Annotated in this window: 17 protein-coding genes; 5 read left to right on the forward strand and 12 right to left on the reverse strand. The window is 39.1% G+C overall.

Annotation, left to right across the window (positions count from 1 at the left end; all coding sequences use genetic code 11):
• Positions 1-43 precede the first annotated feature (43 nt).
• A complete protein-coding gene (locus tag DIZ30_RS00490; protein WP_002291188.1) occupies positions 44-1,009 on the forward strand; it encodes a TDT family transporter in 966 nt (321 codons plus the stop codon).
• 253 nt (positions 1,010-1,262) lie between these two features.
• The gene (locus DIZ30_RS00500; protein ID WP_002298276.1) at positions 1,263-2,306 is read left to right on the forward strand and encodes a YeiH family protein; all 1,044 of its coding nucleotides are present in this window, start codon (positions 1,263-1,265) and stop codon (positions 2,304-2,306) included.
• Positions 2,307-2,367: 61 nt separating this feature from the next.
• Here DIZ30_RS00500 and DIZ30_RS00505 read toward each other — a convergent pair whose 3' ends face one another.
• Positions 2,368-2,832 (reverse strand): methylated-DNA--[protein]-cysteine S-methyltransferase, encoded by a 465-nt coding sequence (locus DIZ30_RS00505; protein ID WP_002298278.1) that lies wholly within the window; start codon positions 2,830-2,832, stop codon positions 2,368-2,370.
• 245 nt (positions 2,833-3,077) lie between these two features.
• Here DIZ30_RS00505 and DIZ30_RS00510 point away from each other — a divergent pair, with 245 nt between their 5' ends.
• On the forward strand, positions 3,078-4,025 hold the full coding sequence (locus DIZ30_RS00510) for a glycosyltransferase family 2 protein (protein WP_002289773.1): 948 nt from the start codon (positions 3,078-3,080) through the stop codon (positions 4,023-4,025).
• A gap of 210 nt (positions 4,026-4,235) precedes the next feature.
• Here the strand turns inward: DIZ30_RS00510 and DIZ30_RS00515 are convergent, their stop codons facing one another.
• From DIZ30_RS00515 to DIZ30_RS00525, 3 genes are all read right to left on the reverse strand, one after another.
• Positions 4,236-6,308: a DNA topoisomerase III gene (locus tag DIZ30_RS00515; protein WP_002306019.1), complete on the reverse strand. Its 2,073-nt coding sequence runs from the start codon at positions 6,306-6,308 to the stop codon at positions 4,236-4,238.
• On the reverse strand, positions 6,241-6,618 hold the full coding sequence (locus DIZ30_RS00520) for a DUF1033 family protein (protein WP_002291196.1): 378 nt from the start codon (positions 6,616-6,618) through the stop codon (positions 6,241-6,243). Before DIZ30_RS00520 ends, DIZ30_RS00515 begins: the two co-directional genes overlap by 68 nt.
• A gap of 128 nt (positions 6,619-6,746) precedes the next feature.
• Positions 6,747-7,307, reverse strand: coding sequence for a TetR/AcrR family transcriptional regulator (locus DIZ30_RS00525; protein ID WP_002323745.1), 561 nt, complete (start codon positions 7,305-7,307; stop codon positions 6,747-6,749).
• Between the two features lie 149 nt (positions 7,308-7,456).
• On the opposite strand from DIZ30_RS00525, the gene DIZ30_RS00530 reads away from it, so the two are divergent.
• Complete coding sequence (locus DIZ30_RS00530; RefSeq protein ID WP_002291199.1) at positions 7,457-8,749, forward strand: multidrug efflux MFS transporter; 1,293 nt, start codon at positions 7,457-7,459, stop codon at positions 8,747-8,749.
• 59 nt (positions 8,750-8,808) lie between these two features.
• On the opposite strand, the gene DIZ30_RS00535 is transcribed toward DIZ30_RS00530, so the two are convergent.
• The 3 genes from DIZ30_RS00535 to mnmA form a co-directional block, all read right to left on the reverse strand.
• Positions 8,809-9,927, reverse strand: a complete 1,119-nt coding sequence (locus tag DIZ30_RS00535; RefSeq protein ID WP_002298286.1) for an aminotransferase — start codon at positions 9,925-9,927, stop codon at positions 8,809-8,811.
• Between the two features lie 13 nt (positions 9,928-9,940).
• The gene (arcD, locus tag DIZ30_RS00540) at positions 9,941-11,362 is read right to left on the reverse strand and encodes an arginine-ornithine antiporter (RefSeq protein WP_002286721.1); all 1,422 of its coding nucleotides are present in this window, start codon (positions 11,360-11,362) and stop codon (positions 9,941-9,943) included.
• A gap of 245 nt (positions 11,363-11,607) precedes the next feature.
• On the reverse strand, positions 11,608-12,729 hold the full coding sequence (gene mnmA / locus DIZ30_RS00545) for a tRNA 2-thiouridine(34) synthase MnmA (protein ID WP_002300525.1): 1,122 nt from the start codon (positions 12,727-12,729) through the stop codon (positions 11,608-11,610).
• Between the two features lie 403 nt (positions 12,730-13,132).
• Between mnmA and DIZ30_RS00550 the strand changes: the two genes are divergently transcribed.
• Positions 13,133-13,732, forward strand: coding sequence for a metallophosphoesterase (locus DIZ30_RS00550; protein ID WP_002291205.1), 600 nt, complete (start codon positions 13,133-13,135; stop codon positions 13,730-13,732).
• Between the two features lie 137 nt (positions 13,733-13,869).
• Here the strand turns inward: DIZ30_RS00550 and efmA are convergent, their stop codons facing one another.
• The 5 genes from efmA to DIZ30_RS00575 form a co-directional block, all read right to left on the reverse strand.
• Positions 13,870-15,156 (reverse strand): multidrug efflux MFS transporter EfmA, encoded by a 1,287-nt coding sequence (gene efmA, locus DIZ30_RS00555; RefSeq protein WP_109023037.1) that lies wholly within the window; start codon positions 15,154-15,156, stop codon positions 13,870-13,872.
• Between the two features lie 270 nt (positions 15,157-15,426).
• Positions 15,427-15,771 carry a DUF1831 domain-containing protein gene (locus tag DIZ30_RS00560; protein WP_002286736.1) on the reverse strand — a complete coding sequence of 115 codons (345 nt, stop codon included), beginning with the start codon at positions 15,769-15,771 and terminating at the stop codon, positions 15,427-15,429.
• Between the two features lie 136 nt (positions 15,772-15,907).
• On the reverse strand, positions 15,908-17,053 hold the full coding sequence (locus DIZ30_RS00565) for a cysteine desulfurase family protein (RefSeq protein ID WP_002300523.1): 1,146 nt from the start codon (positions 17,051-17,053) through the stop codon (positions 15,908-15,910).
• Positions 17,054-17,231: 178 nt separating this feature from the next.
• The gene (locus DIZ30_RS00570; protein ID WP_002286741.1) at positions 17,232-18,206 is read right to left on the reverse strand and encodes a ribose-phosphate diphosphokinase; all 975 of its coding nucleotides are present in this window, start codon (positions 18,204-18,206) and stop codon (positions 17,232-17,234) included.
• 79 nt (positions 18,207-18,285) lie between these two features.
• Complete coding sequence (locus DIZ30_RS00575) at positions 18,286-19,161, reverse strand: dihydrolipoamide dehydrogenase (protein ID WP_109023038.1); 876 nt, start codon at positions 19,159-19,161, stop codon at positions 18,286-18,288.
• Positions 19,162-19,264: the final 103 nt, after the last annotated feature.

Raw genomic sequence — 19,264 nt, forward strand, 5'->3', positions numbered from 1 at the left:
TCTTGGTACTAAAATCTATTAAATAAAAAGGAGAATATTATATATGAAGAACTTTTTGAAAATTATTCCGATCCCGATCTGCGGGTTGATCCTTGGGTTAGCTTCCCTTGGAAATCTGTTTAAAGACTATCACCATGTTGCTTTAGGCAATCTAACTGGCGGTATCTCTATGATTCTTATGATATTCATTTTTGTTAAATTGTTTATCTTATTCGAACACACGAAACAAACGTTGCATGATCCAATCATCGCCTCCGTTTCACCAACTTTTACGATGTCACTCATGGTTATTTGTACTTATTTTGTTTCATATGAAAGTATTGCACCAATTGTCAAATTCATTTGGCTGTGCGCTGTTATCTTCCAAGTGATCCTTGTCTTTTATTTCAATTATCACCATGTTATCAAAGCTGATCTTTCAATTGAAGCAATTTATCCAAGCTGGTTTATCATTTACGTTGGATTTGGGGTCATCACTGTAACTGCCGGGAACTTCTTCCCGCTTATTGGAAAAATTTTCTTTTGGATTTCATTGATCTGCTATGCGTTCTTATTGCCGATCATCATCAAACGTGTCTTTTTCGTAAGAAATATGGCTCATCCGACACGTCCGCTGATTACGATCGTTGCAGCACCTGGTTCTCTTTGCCTAACAGGTTATCTTAAAAACTTTGCTGAACCTAATTTTTATCTTGTCGTAGCATTGTTCGCTTTATCTCAAGTATTGTATTTCGTTGTGCTGTCTATGCTTCCACGTTTGTTCAAGCTTCGTTTTTATCCAAGCTATGCAGCCTTTACATTCCCGCTTGTTATCTCTGCAACAGCTATATTTACTACTGTTCATTACTTCAACAGTTTAGGTATCTATAGTAGCGTATTGGATTTCTTAAAAGTTGCGGAATGTCTGTTTGCAAGTGTAGTTGTCTTCTACGTTCTTGCTCATTACGTACGTTTCTTAATTAAAGAACATAGCAAACATGGAAAATTTGTTTCTAAAAAAATCGCTTAATAATCGATTCAATAGGTTGTGAAAAAGCTGTTCTGCATCAAGTAATAAGAACGGCCAAACAAAAACAGCTGTTCATGTTTTTGTACTGGTTGGGCTTAATACCGAGAAACTGGCTTTTGAACACCGTTTATTCGAAACAAGAGGTCGTGACAAGACTTTTGTCACGACCTCTTGTTCTTTTGTCAAAATACTGGTTTAGTGCTACTATGTTCGAGTATGCTTTTAGTATTTATTGACGAAAGGAACCGATCAAATGAAATCATTGTCACATCCAATAAAATCTGTAAAGGATTCAGCGGTCCGCGAAATCTTACCCGGTTTACTGCTTTCTTTTGCCATCGCTGCCTTCAGCAGGCTTCTTGCTATTTATCTGCCACAGTTAGGTGGAGCGACTATTGCTATTTTATTGGGTATTTTATTAGGAAATACTTTTTTTAAACAGCCTGTTCTAGCAATCGGCACAAAATTTGCTGAAAGCAAACTATTAGAATTCTCTGTTTTTTTACTAGGTGCAACTGTCACAGCTCAAACGATTGCTCAAATTGGTATAAAAGGAATTGTTTTTGTGTTACTGCAAATGTCAGTCACTATCATCGGTGCTTACTTGATTGGTAAAAAACTGCAATTCAGCGATACTTCTTCTTTGATGATGGCTGGAGGAAACGCTGTTTGTGGTTCTTCTGCTATTGCTTCGATCGCCCCTTCCATCCATGCGAAAGAGGAAGAAAAAGGACAGATCATCACACTAGTCAATCTACTGGGTACTGTGATGATGTTGACTCTCCCTTTTCTTGGATTACAGTTGTTTGGTGGAAATCTCATTGAAAAAAGTGCACTTTTGGGTGGCACACTCCAATCTGTTGGTCAAGTAGTCGCTGGGGCAAGCTTACTTGACAATTCTGTTGTCGAATTCGCCATGCTATTTAAGATTCTACGTATTATGATGCTCGTTGTTGTTGTCTATCTGTTTGAAAAATTCATGCACAAGAAACAACCAGCTCTGTTTGAAACGCCAACTGATACGCAGAAAAAACGAAAATTACCACTTCCTTGGTATGTATTAGGGTTTGTGATCTTTTGTTTGGTCAACAGCTTGTTTTCTTTACCTGTAGTTATTGACCAATCGGCACATTTTATCAGCAGCTGGTTTGAGATCACTGCTTTAGCGGCAATTGGTCTGCGTTTAGACTTTGCAAAATTCATGAAAGAAGGTACACGCTTCTTATTTTATGGATTAGCTGTCGGGCTTCTCCAAACAGTGATGGCTTTACTATTTATTTGGCTGATCAAAGTTTAGAATGAACATGAAAAAACAGTTGTGATTCTCGCATGGAACAATGTCCGAATCACAACTGTTTTTAATTTTGCAGATATCCTTCTAACAACAACAATTGGCGTTTGATTTCAACCCCATCTATTGCGTTTCCCATATATCCTGTCAGTTTTCCATTTTGCCCGATCACTCGATGACAAGGAATAACGATTGGCAATGGATTGGTTCGATTTGCCTGCCCAATCGCTCGCACAGCTTTCGGACTATCAACAGCAACGGCTACTTCTTTATACGTTCGGATTTCTCCATAAGGAATGGTCGACAAAGCTTTCCAGACATTTTGCTGAAAAGGCGTACCTCTCTTTATAGATAAAGGAACATCAAATTCTTTTCTTTTTCCCGCAAAATATTCTTCAAACTGTTCTTGTGTGCGCGTTAAAATTTGCTGATTCGCTGATTCGCTTTCTGAAATTGGCTGAAAAGATACAGCAGTCAATCCGGATTCATCTGCATCTAACCATAAAAAGCCGATAGGTGTGTGTATTTTCATTTTGTTTGCTCCTAGTCAATAGACTGGAACTTCCTCCTTTTTCTCTATCCAAAACTACTTGCCAACTAATAAAAATTGTTCTTAAAAGTTTGATAAACCGAGGAAACATGGTAAACTAAATACGTTAGTTTACAAAAAGAATACCTGTTCTTTTACGTAAAATCAAATTTTAAAGGTGTTATTTAAGGTTTATTAAATTTTGAATGTAAACCATATATAAACATACGATTGAAAGGATAGAAACGATGAAAGTATCAATTGTTGTCCCATGTTTTAATGAAGAAAAAACTGTTCCTCTTTTTTTTGATGAGGTTGAAAAATTCAAAGGTGCCCATGAGTTCGAATATTTGTTTATTGACGACGGATCAAAAGACGGTACGTTAGCAGCAATCAAGAAGCTAGCCTCAGCTTATCCTTATGTCCGCTTTGTCTCATTTTCCAGAAATTTTGGGAAAGAAGCGGCTCTATACGCTGGATTGCAAGCTTCTACAGGAGATTTAGTGACCGTGATGGATGTTGATCTGCAAGATCCGCCCGAACTGCTTCCTGAGATGATCAACCGGATCACTACTTCTGATATCGATTGTGTCGGCACCCGGCGTTCGACTCGTGAAGGCGAGCCTGCGATACGCAGTTTCTTTGCGAAAAAATTCTACCAGTTGATCAATAAAATCAGCGATACAGAAATGGTCGATGGCGCTCGTGATTTCCGCTTGATGACTCGTCAAATGGTGGATGCCGTCCTAGAATTAACAGAATACAACCGATTTTCAAAAGGATTATTTAGCTGGGTCGGGTTTAAAACAGAATATATTTCTTATGAAAACCGCGAACGTGTGGCTGGCGAAACATCTTGGTCCTTCTGGAAATTATTCAACTACTCGATTGATGGTATCGTGAACTTCTCGGATGCACCGTTAACGATTGCTTCATTTATCGGCGCTTTGTCTTGTGTCGGTTCTGGTATTGCAATTTTGTTCATTATTTTGCGGGCATTGTTGTTTGGTGATCCTACATCAGGATGGCCTTCCATGGTCTCGATCTTCCTGTTCATTGGTGGAATCCAATTGTTATGTCTTGGAATCATCGGGAAATATATCGGGAAAATCTTCTTAGAAACGAAACAGCGTCCTGTTTATATCATAAGAGAAACAGAAAAAGTGAAGCCAAATGAATTGAAGCCTCACCAATAATATACGTCAAATGAAGTAAACATTTTTTTAAATGAAAAAGGACTGTGACAAAAGTCTTGTCACAGTCCTTTTTTCCGAATAAATGGTGTTCCAGAAGTAGCTTCTTCGGAAATAAGCCGAAATTTCACAAAAATTTGAGAAGCAATTTTCGTAAATTCCTTCTTATTTCTTGAAGCTGACCACTTCTGTCACAACCTCTTTCATATCTTATTATTTCTTCATTGCCGCTTTTAGTGCTGCTGCTAATGGGCTTTCTTCTGGTTCTTCTGCTTGTGCATATTTTTTCAGCAAGCGTCGTTCTTCATGTTTGGTCATTTTCTTCTTCTGCTCTTTTTTATCAAGCATTTTTTCTGTCGTTCCATCGTATTTACAACGGAAATAAGCACCGTTTTTACCTTCGATGATTTCCATTTTCCGGTGACATTGCGGGCATCGATGATTAGAGACTTTTGGATCTTTTCTTCTGCGGTAGTTGCAATCTGAATTGGTGCAGACATAGATTTTGCCGTCACGTGTGTTTTTCTCGCGCAGATTGGCCCCACATTCTGGGCATTTCTTTTGGGTAATCGAGAAATCTTGATATTCTTGTTTGCTTGATTTGATCTCATTCACCAAGCGTTTTGTTTCTTTTTCGATTCCATTCAAGAAGGTTCCTGCTTGTTTCTTTCCTGCAGCAATAGCTTCAAGGTCTTTTTCCCAGCTTTCTGTCAAATCTGGTGTTACTAAAGAGGGATTTACCAATACTAATAATTGCTTACCTTTAGGAGATACTTGCAGTCCTTGAGGGGTACGTTCCATCAGTTCAGATTTGATTAGTTTCTCGATAATCTCTGCACGCGTAGCTGGGGTTCCCAGACTGTATTTTTCCATTTGACCAAGCAAGCTTGCTTCTGACAATGGTTTAGGCGGTGCAGATAGTTCTTTTTTGATGGCGAAATCGGGATTGATTCTCATTCCTTTTTCCCATTTGACTGTTTCCGTCTCAGTTTCAGTTTCGCCTTTCCATCCTGCTTGGACGACACGATTTTGCCGAAAAATGAATCGTTCTTTACCAAATTCAACCGTAACTTTTGTTTGGCTGACTTTATGGGGTTGAGCAAACAGTCCTAAAAAACGAGAGACAATCATTTGATAGATTTTTTGCTCTTCATTACTTAATTTTTCATAACGTGCTCTGTTTTCAGTTGGCAAAAGTGCATGGTGATCGGTCACTTTACTGTCTTGGAATACTTTTGTCTGTTGGACGATGGCTCCGTTTTTCAAATACTGCTTGACCTCAGGAGCAAAGTCGCTGACTGCTTGCAATCGTTCTTTCATCGTACTTTTCATGTCATTTGTCAGATATTTGCTGTCTGTACGCGGATAAGTAACGATCTTATGGGTCTCATACAAACTTTGTACAAGATTTAATGTTTTCTTTGCAGAATAGCCATAGCGTTGATTGGCTTCTCTTTGGATCTCTGTTAAATCATAAGGCAATGGCGCAGATTCCGTTTTTAATTTTTCTTGGACTTCTGTGACAGTTCCTTTGCTTGTACTGATCAATTGAACAAGTTTTTGTGCTTCTTCTTGTGTTTTTAAAGCAAATTGATTTTTTTGAAGCATTTTGGCTTGTTCTTTTCCAGCTTGCAACGTGATCGTGAAATACGTTTGTGGACGGAACTGCTCGATTTTCTTTTCTTGGTCTCTCACTAATGCTAGTGTCGGTGTCTGCACACGGCCTGCTGATAAATTATCCGCGTACTTCACAGTTAAGGCTCTGGTCACATTCAATCCTACCAGCCAGTCCGCTTTTGCCCGGGCAAGAGCAGATTCATACAATGCATCATATTCTTTCGCAGGTCTTAGTTGCTTGAATCCAGTTTTGATTGCTTTATCTGTTTGAGAAGAGATCCATAACCGCTTCACTGGTTTATTGAAATGCACATACTCTAAGATCCAGCGAGCAACAAGTTCCCCTTCTCTTCCGGCATCTGTCGCAATGACTGCTTCTGAGACATCTTTTCGCTGAGCTAGCTGCTTGATTGCTTTTAATTGATGTCCTGTTTTAGGAAGTGGTTTGATTCCTAGTTTTTTAGGGATCATTGGCAACGTGTCCATTTGCCAGCTCTGCCATTCCTTATTCAGATCTTCCGGCATTTTCAATCCTAATAAATGACCAAGGGCCCAAGTAACGATCACCTTGGGTCCTTCATAATAATTTTTGTGCTTTTGATTAGCACCAAGCACCTTGCTTAGGTCTTTCGCAACGCTTGGTTTTTCCGCTAGAATTAGTTGTTTCATAAAATTCCTTTCCGCTTTCTACTGTGATGGGCTGATGATTTTTCAACAACGCAAGTCCTTTGTATTGCTGTAAATCATCGTCACACTCTTCACACCAGCGCTCATCTCCGTCATTCCAAAAGGCGCTGAGAAAGTTACTTTTTGCATTGATATATTCATAATTTTGATGGATTTCGTTCCATTGTTTTTCGTACGCTTGTCGTGCTTCTTCGAAAGACTCGAATGTTTCTTCTGCTTCAATATCTTCTTCCCAGTCTTCAAAAAACCACCAAGGCTCATTGTCCCCGAACATGGTAATTACTTGATACATACTCGTGCTCCTTCTTTCAGCTTTTCTAGACTCATCTTAGTCACTTTTCAAGAAAGTTGCAAGAATTTTCTCTTATAAAAGGGTCATTTAATGAACATCTTAAAATTGTTACAAATGAATCTGATTGTTTAAGGCAAAGTAGCGATAAAGTCATTGATCATCCAAAAATAGCTGTCTTCTGGATCGATTGTTGGTTCTTTTGTAAAGTATCCTAAAAAACGTAAGGAAAGATAACCGTGGATCATACTACGAAGTTCCCTGCTTCGATGAACTTTTTCTTCTTTCGTTAATTGAAAAGCCTCAAATATCTGCAAAATGATCTGATTCGTTTCATGGATTCCATCTAATAAAACAGCTTCATTGGTATGCGGTACACTGATCAGTAACTCATACACTGCTTGATTTGAAAAAGCAAAGGATCGATAAGTTTCTGCATAGATCTGCAGTGCTTCCTGACCACTTTTTCCTACAAGAGCCCGACGCAGCTGGTCATTAAGTTCCTGCAGAAGTTTCGCTGTTAGCGCTGTTTTGACATCACGAATATTTTTGAAATGGTTATACAGCGAGGGAGCCTTGATATCCAAGCGTTTGGCTAAATGCTGAAAGGTTATTTGCTGAACATCCATCTCTTCTGCTAGTTCTCGAAAGCAGTCGATGATTTTCTCTTGAGACAGATTTCTTTTTTTCATTTCCATGTTTCCTCTCATAAAATAAATCCTTCACTCTTTCAGTTTACCACGAAAAAGAAAGAGAAAAAAGAGACTTTCATTGATAAACTACATATTGTAGTTTATAATAAAGAGCTGTAGATGAAAATTTTCAGAAAGAAGGAGTCTAATTGGCTGCAAGAATAAAGGAAAAATTATTTAGGAAAAGAGAAACTTGGGAACAAAACTTGTTTGTCTTATGGTTTGGAACATTTATGGCTGGTATCGGATTTAGTTTAGTCATGCCTTTTATGTCACTTTACATAGATACGTTAGGTAATTATAGTACGTCACAATTGAACTTTTGGAGCGGATTGACTTTTTCATCTACTTTCTTGGTGACTACGCTGATCTCTCCTTGGTGGGGAAAATTAGCCGACCAAAAAGGAAGAAAATTGATGCTGTTGCGTGCTTCATTAGGAATGGCAATCGTCATTTCTTTGATGGGTTGCGTGACTAGTGTGTATCAATTAGTCGCATTGCGTCTGCTTCAAGGGATTTTTTCTGGTTATATCAGTAATGCCACTGCCCTTGTCGCAACTGGGACGCCAAAAGAAAAAAGTGGTCAAGTTCTTGGAACCTTAGCAACTGGTTCTGTTACAGGAACATTACTTGGACCGCTTCTTGGCGGGATCTCTGCTTCAGCGTTTGGCTATCGCCCTACCTTTTTCATTACAGGGATCATCTTATTTTTCGTCTTCTTGTTGAGTCTGTTTTTCGTCCATGAAAAATTTGTCCCAGTGAAAAAAGAAAACATGGTTTCTGCCAAACAGATTTTCAAAGACTTGAAATATCCACACGTCGTCATCGGTATGTTCGTCACAACGATGATCATCCAAGCATCCAACAATTCCATTAGTCCAATCATCAGTCTGTACATTCGCCAATTGCTGCATGGACATGGGAATGTTACGTTGATCAGCGGAATCATCGCTTCGATACCTGGGATTGCCACTTTGATAGCCGCTCCAAGATTTGGTCGCTTAGGTGACAAGATCGGGAGTGAAAGAATACTTGCGATTGGTTTGGGTTTTGCGATTCTGGTTTATATCCCAATGTCATTCGTCACGAATGTTTGGCAATTAGCTGCCTTACGTTTTTTGATTGGTATCTCTGATGCTTGTCTGCTCCCTGCTGTCCAAGCATTGATCACAAAATATTCGCCTCATCAAGCTGCTGGACGGATCTTCAGTTATAACCAATCTTTCCAAGCAACTGGTAACGTAGTAGGGCCTATGATCGGCTCCAGTGTTTCCAGTGCATTTGGTTATCGTGGCGTTTTTCTTTCGACTTCTCTTCTTGTTTTGGTCAACTTCTTGCTTGTACGACACAATACACAAGAAATCCATCAGCAAGAAACTGCAGAAGAAAAAGCTTCAGGAGTCTCCATATCTTCAGGGCACTCTCCTTCTCATAGACAATAAGCGTAAATGAAAAACACTGCTTGAACAGTTGTCACAGACTGTCCTTGCAGTGTTTTTGTTTAGGCCTGTTTTTTCAAGAACTCAGATAAGAGGAATAATCCCTTTTCCAAGGTTTCTTTTTTACAACAGTAACCTAGTCGGGCATGCTTCGGTAAATCAAAGGCACTTCCTGGTACTAATAGTACTCCTGTTTCTTCTAATAAATTGATACAAAATGTCTGGTCATCTTCTTCGATGGCTAATTTAATGAAAGAAGTAGAGACGTAATTGGGAGCGACAAGTTCAACTTTCGGTTCATTGGCTACCCATTGTTTTAAAATCACAAGGTTCTCTGTAATGATCTTTTTGTTTCGCTCCAATATTTTTTCTTTATTCTTCAATGCATGTACAGCAAGATCATCTGACAGGACTCCGCCGCAAATCATCGTGTAGTCTCGATACTTTCGAAAAACTTCTGCCAACTCAGGTCCAGTAGCTGTCCAGCCAATACGAATACCTGGAATGGAGTAGGTTTTGGATAGGGAATTGGTTGCTATACCTTTTTCATAGACATCTACGATCGACAAGAATTCACCTTTATCCGTTAAAGGCGCATATACTTCATCTATCAATACATATGCATCTACTGTACGAGCAATTTCTGCGATTTTTTCTAAAGTTTTCCGATCTAGCAATGTGCCTGTAGGATTGTTTGCACTATTCAAACAGATGATTTTTGTTTCAGGTTTGACTAAGGCTTCTAGCTGTTCTAAATCAAACTGCCAATCTTCTTCTTCCTTCAAATGAACAAAGTCAACAGCGGCACCTAAAGATTTGGGGATGTCATATAATTGCTGATAAGTAGGAAGCATCGAAACAACATGGTCTCCTGCTTCCACTAACGCGTATAGAGCTAAAAGATTAGCACCAGTCGCTCCATTCGTTTGTAAGATGTTTTCCGGATTGACGGTTTGATAAAGAGAAGCGACTTCTTGTTTGAAAACATCTGATCCTTCGATCCAGCCATAGTCCAATGGTTCGTTTTTGCGTTTTTCGAAAAATTCACTTACGCTAGTCCCATCTAAGCCAACGAGTTCGTCTAATGTCAATGCTTCGATCGAGCTTTGTGCAATATCATATACCGCTTTCTTTTCCCATTTATTTAGCCATTCTTCTACACCGAAATTTGCGATTTTCATGTTTCTTTCCCCCTTATATCTTGATCCAGCCTACAGCAAGCAACCCGATTGAAAGCAGTGCGGCCACACAAATCAGCCCAATCATTACTTTTTCTTTTCCCGTAATTTGATGTTTGGTTTCACGACAAGCGATCCAGTAGAAGCAAAAACCAGGAAGATAGGCAATACTACATAAAAGGACATAAGAAAATCCTGCTAAAATGATGCCCATCAATTCAAAAACTACAGCAATCCCACCGATCACTACTTGTTTTTTGATTCCTTCTTTTAAAGAAAACTGGACTTGATAGATCCCGACAAGTAGATAACAAATCAAAATTGCCGCTGTACATAAAGAATAGGCAAATTGATAGGCATAATCAGTAACTAAGAAAGTCAATAAGAATAGATTAGTCAAGATTGCAGTAACAACTAACGAATAAGTTGGGGCATTTTTTTTATTCGTTTTTCCCCAACCTTTCGGCAACAGACCGTCTCGAGCCATCAACATCGTTGTTTCTGCTGGGAGCATCGTCCAAGACAACCAAGAACCAATGATCGAAATAATCAAGCCGATATTGATCAGCGCTGCTCCCCAATTTCCCACGATTCCTTTTAAAATATTTGCCATAGCAGGTTGTGAAATAGTTGCTAACTCTTCTTGAGATAAGACGCCGTATGGCAAGATCGAAGCAAGGATATAGATAAACAATAAACAAAGCAGACCAATGATCGATGCTTGCTGGGCTTCTGAACGTTTCTTCGCGCGGTTGGCTAAAACACTTGCGCCTTCGATCCCTACAAAGACCCACATCATAACCATCAAACAACCTTTAATCTGCAACCAGATCGTTCCTTGCTGCCCTGTTCCATTCACTAGATTATCAGATACGTTACCCCAAAAATCAGCAGTGAATATATTCACTTTAAATGCGATAAATACAAATATTAAAAATAGGAATAATGGCACTAATTTACAGATCGTCACGATTGTATTGATGACGCTCGCTCCTTCAACTCCATTGTTTACTAATAAAGTCAGACCCCAAATAAAAATACTTGCAAATAAAATAGAAGGAACATTTTGTCCACCTTTGAATATCGGGAAAAATTCTCCCATGGCGCTCATCAGCATCGTTGCAAAAGCAACATTTCCCAGCCACGCAGACAACCAGTAACCCCAACCACTGATGAAGCCACCTAATTTACCAAATGAAGCTTCCGCGTAACCGAAAATACCACCATCTAGATCTGGACGTTTTTCTCCTAAATGATTCAGCGATAATACCAAAGCTAAAATACCAATCCCAACGATTATCCATGAAAGGATCGCTGGCCCTGGAGCTGCAGAACTAGCCAGATCACTTGTGATCCCAAACACACCGCTTCCGATTGACGAACTGACAACCAGAGCAACCAGTCCCCATTTGCTAATACCCGTCGATTTCTTTTCCATTTCCATCACCCTCACTTATAAAATTGAACAAATCACTTGCAAAAGATTCCCTTCTATTTTGCAACTGCTCTTGCTTAACAAAAAGCAACTTTATTCATATTATTGGATATTATGAACTTTTTACACAAGTATTTCAAGTACAAAATGAATAAAAATTAATTTTATTGCAAAAAAACAGCTATGCTATCCAAAAGAAAAGGTGTTTCTTTTGTTAGCCATAGCTGTTTTGATTCATTTAATATCGCTTAAACGTATTGTAAAACTTTTGTTTCTTGATATGCGTGGTCGATCAAACCACCACCCAGACATTCCATTCCATCATAAAATACAACTGCTTGTCCAGGAGTGATTGCACGTACAGGTTCGTCGAATACGACTTCTGCACGATTATCATCCAATAAGCGAACTGTCACAGGAACGTCTTGCTGACGATAACGGAATTTCGCTGTACACTTGAATTCTTTTGGCATTGGTTCATTCGTCGTAAAGTGGATTTCACTTGCATCCAAGCTTGTGGCATACAATGCAGGATGATGGAACCCTTGCCCCACATATAATGTGTTTGTCGCTAGATCTTTTCCTACAACAAACCAGGGTTCTTGCGAATCTCCTCCGCCACCGATCCCTAGTCCTTGACGTTGACCAATCGTATAATACATCAAGCCAGCATGTTGTCCTTTGACTTCACCATCAAGAGTGACCATATCTCCTTTTTTTGCTGGCAGATAGTTGCTCAAAAATTGTTTGAAGTTCTTTTCACCAATAAAGCAGATTCCCGTTGAATCTTTTTTCTTAGCAGTCGCAAGGCCTGCGCGTTCAGCAATTGCCCGTACTTCTGATTTTTCCATGCCGCCTAGAGGGAACATCGTTTTTGAAAGCTGTTCTTGTGATAATTGGCTAAGGAAGTAAGTTTGATCTTTATTATTGTCTACTCCACGAAGCATGTGGACCACGCCGTTTTCATCGCGAGTGACTTGCGCATAATGTCCAGTAGCTACATAATCGGCGCCAAGATCCATTGCATAATCCAAGAATGCTTTGAATTTGATTTCTTTGTTGCACATCACGTCTGGGTTAGGTGTACGTCCTGCGCGGTATTCGGCTAGGAAATATTCAAATACACGATCCCAATATTCTTTTTCAAAATTCACAGAGTAATAAGGAATCCCGATTTGAGCAGCTACTTTCGCTACATCCTTATAATCTTCCGTGGCCGTGCATACACCGTTTTCGTCCGTGTCATCCCAATTTTTCATGAATATTCCGATCACGTCGTATCCTTGTTCCTTTAACAAAAGTGCTGTTACAGATGAGTCGACACCGCCGCTCATCCCTACGACAACGCGTGTTTTGCTGTTGTCTGTCATGATATCACCATCATTTCAATTAGATTCTGAAACATCTACGAGTTGAAGGTCGCAACTTTTCAGTATTTTACATTATACGTCATATTTCTGAAAATTTCATCCCTTAATTATCAAGTCGTAAAAATACTGTTCTACTGGACCTATTCAGTACACAAACATGATAGTCAACCAAAAAATCACTCATCTTTTGAGCATTCGATATAAAAAATTGGCATACTCATAAAAAGGGCCAGCCTTTCGGCAATAAGGAATAATTTTGTAAATTGTGAAAAACTATTTTTCAAAATTGCTTCTTATCGCTTAAAGCTGCACGTCTCATTTACAACCTTTTCTTTTTAGATGTTATGAGTTGCTCAGATAAGTGATTTTGTTTACTCTAAGAAAAAAGGGAGGCAAGAGATACATGAATTACTTTACCAGTGATATGCACTTTTTCCATGAACGCTTATTAGGAAAAAACGACTTTGCTCCGCGGCTCTTTGCAAATGTGGATGAAATGAACCAACAGTTGATCACTAGCTGGAATGCAGTAATAAAAGAAACCGACCATGTTTATCATCTAGGCGACCTTGCTATGCATCCGCAATATGAAAAAGCAAATGCAGAAATTTTGGAACTGGTCACTCAACTGCAAGGAACAATCCACTTGATCAAAGGGAACCATGACAGTCGTGCTTTTTTCCGTTATTTAGAAAAAAATGATCCTAGGCTTACTGACGGAAGTCCCAAATTTTATTTTTATGATGTAGGTGCCATCGTTAAATTCGACCATCAACAATATTACTTGACTCATTATCCGATGTTGCTCGGGCCTAACGACACTATCCGCAATCTTCATGGACATATCCATCATTACAGCGTACCTATCGAGAACGATGTCAATGTAGGCGTAGACGCACCGGAAAGAGAACTCTTAAAGGAAAAACTACCATTTGGCACTCCGTTATCTGAGCAACAAATCAAAGAAATCTATGAAGCAAAGAGGAAGTACGATAGGTCGTGAAAAAACTGCCCTATATCAAGTATTAAACAAATAAAGATAATTACTCATATTTTTCATTTGAGTAGGCTTATTGCCACAGGAACATTAGGATCAGAAATGGAGTTGTAACAAGACTTCTGTCACAACTCCATTCCATACTATTCGTCTTTTTGCTCATGGTGTTCTTTTACCAATTTTTTCTGTAATTCTTTATCATAATTTCGAGCAGCTGACGTTAAAAATAAAACGATTCCGCATAATAAAATCCCGATTCCAGAAAACAAGAACATTTTTTCTACCCCTAAACGATCAGCTAATGGTCCTGCAAATAATAATCCAATTGGACCTGCCAGGTTCATCAAAGAGTTGAAGTTCCCTAAGACACGACCTAAAACATTCGATTCATAACTCTGCTGGATCATTGCCATCAGCAGTGTATTGAAATATGGCGTTGCACAACCTGCTCCTGCATTCAAGATAAGAAAGTACAAGAACCCTTGACTATCGTTTGGAACCAATCCGCTTGCACCGATCGTCAGGCCCATAATGATGTAGGCTATAATAATAGGTTTCATTCGGTCTTTCCATGTTCCTATAAAACTGATCAGTGCACCGCCTAAGAGCATTCCGACTGCGTAGACTACTTCCACTGCTCCCGCCTGTCCAACGGAACCACCAAAGTAATCTAGCGTCATCAATGGATACAGACTGATTGCTGGCATGAACAACAGCATCACAAATGCACCATTGATCGTTATGTACCATAACCCTTTGTTATCCATCAATTGCTGCAGCCCAAATTTTGCATCTTTAAAAATAGTAAGCGGAACTTCCAATATTTCAGGAGAAACTTTTGGGATCTTCACAAAAATCAATAAGCCGACACCAAAAACTGCCCCCAATACATCTAATAAAATAAGGTAATTGACAGGAACGACTGAAAACAAAGCCGCACCTAGAGCTGGCGCAATGATGAAATTCGCTGACTGGACCATTCCTAACTGTCCATTCGTCCTTGTTATGTGAGAAGATGGAACGATTGTCGGCATAATCGACTGGATCGTTGGCATTTGGAATGTTTGTGCGACCGAACGCATAAACAAAGACACAAAAACTAGCCAAATCGGGAAGGATTCTGAAATCGTTCCGACTACTGCTAAAATAAGCGCGAAAATCGCTACAATAATATCCGTGACAATCAAAAGAGCTTTTTTATCCCAGCGATCCACTAGCGGTCCTACAAATGGGCTTAGTAAAACCATGGGAATCATTCCTAGTAAAGTAGCAAAACTCAAAATTGTCGCCGAACCGGTTTCTCTTGTCAAATACCAGATGATCGCATATTGGACGACCATACTAGTGATTACTGACAAAAACTGTCCCGATAAAAAGAACAAATAATTTCTCTTCCAATTCGTTAAAACGACCGACTGTTCATTTTCCATAAACATCCCTCTTTTCTTTTTCATTTTGTATAGCGTTTGCACAACAATCATTATACGGGATTCTTTTTTCAAAAAATACCTTTTTCCCTAAATAACAATCGTTTCAATTTAAATTTCTTTACTTAGAAACAATAAATCAGCAAAATATTAAAAATAACAACATGTGTTAAATTTAAAAATAAAAAAGACAACTAATTTGCGTCGTCCTTACAAAGTTAGTCATCTAACAATAGGCCGTTTCAAAACTAGTTGTCTTTTTATATCCACAGATCATTCGACTTTTTCGAATAACCCACGGCTAATCATCCCATCCATCAGAAAATAAAATTTATCTTGGCTCATTTTCTGTTTTGGATCTTTGAAAATATTGACTGCTTTCAATCCATTTGCTGTAGTGATCGACATTTTCAATGTTTGAATATCTTTTGATACAGTGATTTTTAATTTGAATCCTTCTTTGCTTTGCGGCGTGGCATCTAATGGTCGGATCAATTGATAATTGCCTCCGTTTGTTTCTGTAAATCCATTATCGCGCAATGTATATCTTTTTGCATCAGGATGCAAACGATAGCTAATTGGTGCGCCCAGTACCGTTGCTGTTGTTTCAAATGCCATGATTTTCACCTCGATAAAATTAGTTTCTCTTTATTATAAAAGTTTATCCTGATTTTTACTAGGTTTTTCAGTTAAGTTCCCTAAAAAATGAAGGCGTTCTCTCAGACATCTGTTCATATAAGAATGACTTCACTAGTTATTTTTTGACAGCACGAACTAATTGATCAAGGAAATACTGGATGTCGTCTTCGGTATTTCCCAAACCAAAGCTGATACGGATGGATTCTTTTAGTATCGGTGTATCTTCTCCATACATTGCTTCTAATACGTGTGAAGGCTCGATATTTCCTGCTGTACAAGCTGAACCAGTAGAAATAGCGACCCCATTAAGATCAAGCTTCATCAGTAGCAAATCATTTGCTTCGCCAATTAAGCGAAGATTCAACACATGAGGGAGTTTATTCGTTAAATCACCATTTACTTGATAAGGGATTTCGTTTGCTTCTAATGTATCAAGAATCAATTGCTGGAATCCTTTATATTTGTTGTTACGTGCTTCACGTTCTTCAGATGACAGCAGTTCAACTGCTTTTGCCATACCCCAGATCCCTGCTAAATTTTCTGTACCTGCACGCCGCTTTTCTTCCTGCTCCCCGCCTAAAAGCAATGCAGGGATATTTACTCCGTCTCGTTTATATAAGAAACCGACGCCTTTTGGCCCATTGATTTTATGAGCAGAGATACTTAATAAATCGATTCCTAATTCTTCTGGATGGATCGTTTGGTTTCCGTACGCTTGTACCGCATCTGTATGGAAATAAGCTGGATGATCCGCTAAAAGTTCACCGATTTCTTTGATTGGCATCAAATTTCCGATTTCATTGTTCCCGTACATCACAGAGACCAAGATCGTATCTTCTCGTAACGCTTTTTTGACCTCTTCGATCGACAGATTCCCTTTTTCATCTACAGGCAGATATGTAACGTCAAACCCCTTTGTCTCTAAATATTTCATGGTATTAAGAACAGCAGGATGTTCGATAGCTGTAGTGATTAGATGTCTGCCTTCTTTTTGACGCGAGAACGCTGTTTCTAAGATAGCTGTATTATCCCCTTCTGTTCCACCACTATTAAAGATGATCTCGTGAGGTTTTGCTTGCAGACTGTCTGCAATGATTTGTCTTGCTGTTTCCAATTTTTCATGCGCGTGGCGACCAAATCCATGTATGCTTGAAGGATTTCCAAACGTGTCTTGCATGATTGCCGTCATCGCTTCAATTACTTGTGGATGCATGGGGGTAGTTGCCGCATGATCCAGATAAATAGTTTTCACTTCATTCATCCCTTCCAAATTATTGCTAGGCACATTCTAGCATAAAATAGCGAACAAACCAAAGAAGAGCTCATTTTTGTCTAGAGGACGTTTCATGGGCATAGAAAAAAGGAGCTGTGACAAAAGTCTTGTCGCAGCTCCTTGAAGCTGCTCACTTGTGTCACAACTTCTTTCCCTCTTTTTTTGTTTATTCGAATTCTTTTTCTTCCAGACGGAATAACGGACTCATCGGTGTATTTTCATGGATGCGTTTGACCGCTTCTCCCATTAATTCTGAACATGTAACGATTGTTAAGTTTTCTGGATGACGATTTTCTTCTGTGAAAACAGAATCAGTGATACAAATATCTTTGATTGGTGCATTGTCTAAAATACTTTTCGCATGATCGGACAATAATCCATGTGACGCACAGGCATATACTTCTTTTGCGCCGTTTTCTTTTAATACATTTGCTGCTCGTGCAAGCGTTGCTCCTGTGTTCAAGATATCATCTACCATGATACATGTCTTTCCTTGAACATCACCGATCACATAACCACCCTCAGTTGAAGCATCATCTGCATGATCTACGATGGCTAATGTGCTGTTCAAATATTCTGAAAGACTACGTGCACGCTGAACACCGCTGTTTTTTGGCGAAACAACTACGATGTCATCTCCCGTCAGACCTAATTGACGGTAATAATGAGCAAACAACGGCATCGTAAATAAATTATCTACAGGAATATCAAAGAATCCTTGTACTTGAACCGTGTGCAGATCTAAAGTCAGTACTCGAGTTGCCCCTGCTTCTTCGATCAAGTTAGCGATCAATTTCGCAGTGATCGGTTCATGAGGTTTCGCCGTGCGGTCTTGCCTAGCATACCCATAGTAAGGCAATACGACATTGATCGTTTTCGCACTTGCTCGCTTCATTGCATCGATCATGATCAGTAGTTCCATATAGTAGTCATTGACAGGTGCATTCGTTGATTGAACGATATACACATGATCCCCTCGAATACTTTCTTCGATATTGATGGAAATCTCGCCATCACTAAATTGCTTCACGACGCTTTTACCTAATTCTGTTCCGAACACTTTCGCGATTTTTTCAGCTAATGGACGGTTGCCATTCAAACTAAAAATCTTCAACGTGTCATCCTGATACTTATTACTCATGTAGTCCTCCCCAAAACTTCTCTATTCTTCGATAGTTTAACATATTTTTCCAAGATTTTCTGTTAATTTCAGCAAATTCTTAAGGAAGTGAAACTGTTCCGTTACTCCAACTGGCAGGAATGACTTTATGATAATCGCCCCAGTTGTCGTGTACTTTGTAATAACGTTCTCCTGTTTCAGTTTCAAAATAAGCGTACGCTGTCACCCAATGATTGCCATATGTACTGCCAAGTACTTTCAAAATACCAATCATCACAGGTTTGCCTTCACGTATACGTTTTGTAGCTCGCTGCCATGAACCTAGAAGAGTTGCTCGTGCACGCTCATGATTGCCATTCTTCTTTAAAAAACTAGAAATCCCTGTACTAACCTGAAAAGGAATCGTAGGAAGTCCTAGTGGTTGGATCTGGCTACGCAATGCCTTCGTCAAAACCAACGAATCAGCCGTATTTTTCTTGCAAATCTCATTTGGAAGCATCCACCCCTTACGATAGTCTTGATAATAGGCAAGGAGAACTGCTGCCGCGTAAGTACCACAAAGATAGCCTGAGGGGGTAGCCCATTTCTTATACCTCAAAAAACGTTCTTCTGGCAATCCCACCCAGCAATTTGCGAGTTCCTTTCCTGACCTTTTTTCTTCGATCAAAACGGGAATATCTTCTTTTCTGTTGATCCATCTAGATAACTCGATTGGCTCTTCATTGATCAGCTTCCATTTTTTACAAGAAAGACCCTCTTGATAAGTATATTTTGCTGGAGAATATTCTACCGGATGTCCTGATTGATCGATAATCACATAACTTTGATCTTCAAAAACCAGAGCTAAAAAAAGCAATTTACTTTTTCTTGACTGCAGCTGCTGAGTGCTGGCTAATTTTTTAATTTTTTTATCTACTTTGAAATATAAAGGTTTATCCACTACTTGATTCAGTTGGGATCGCCTCCTTTTTTTCATTATAAGTGAAGGATTGAAAAAAACAAATCAGTTTGATTGTTCGAATTTTCAATTTTTTATGTTCTATTTGTTAATTCCTTCATTTTGTAAGATAATGGGCACA

Origin of the sequence: Enterococcus sp. H57 (assembly GCF_003112495.1) — a bacterium.
GTDB classification, from domain to species: domain Bacteria; phylum Bacillota; class Bacilli; order Lactobacillales; family Enterococcaceae; genus Enterococcus_B; species Enterococcus_B faecium.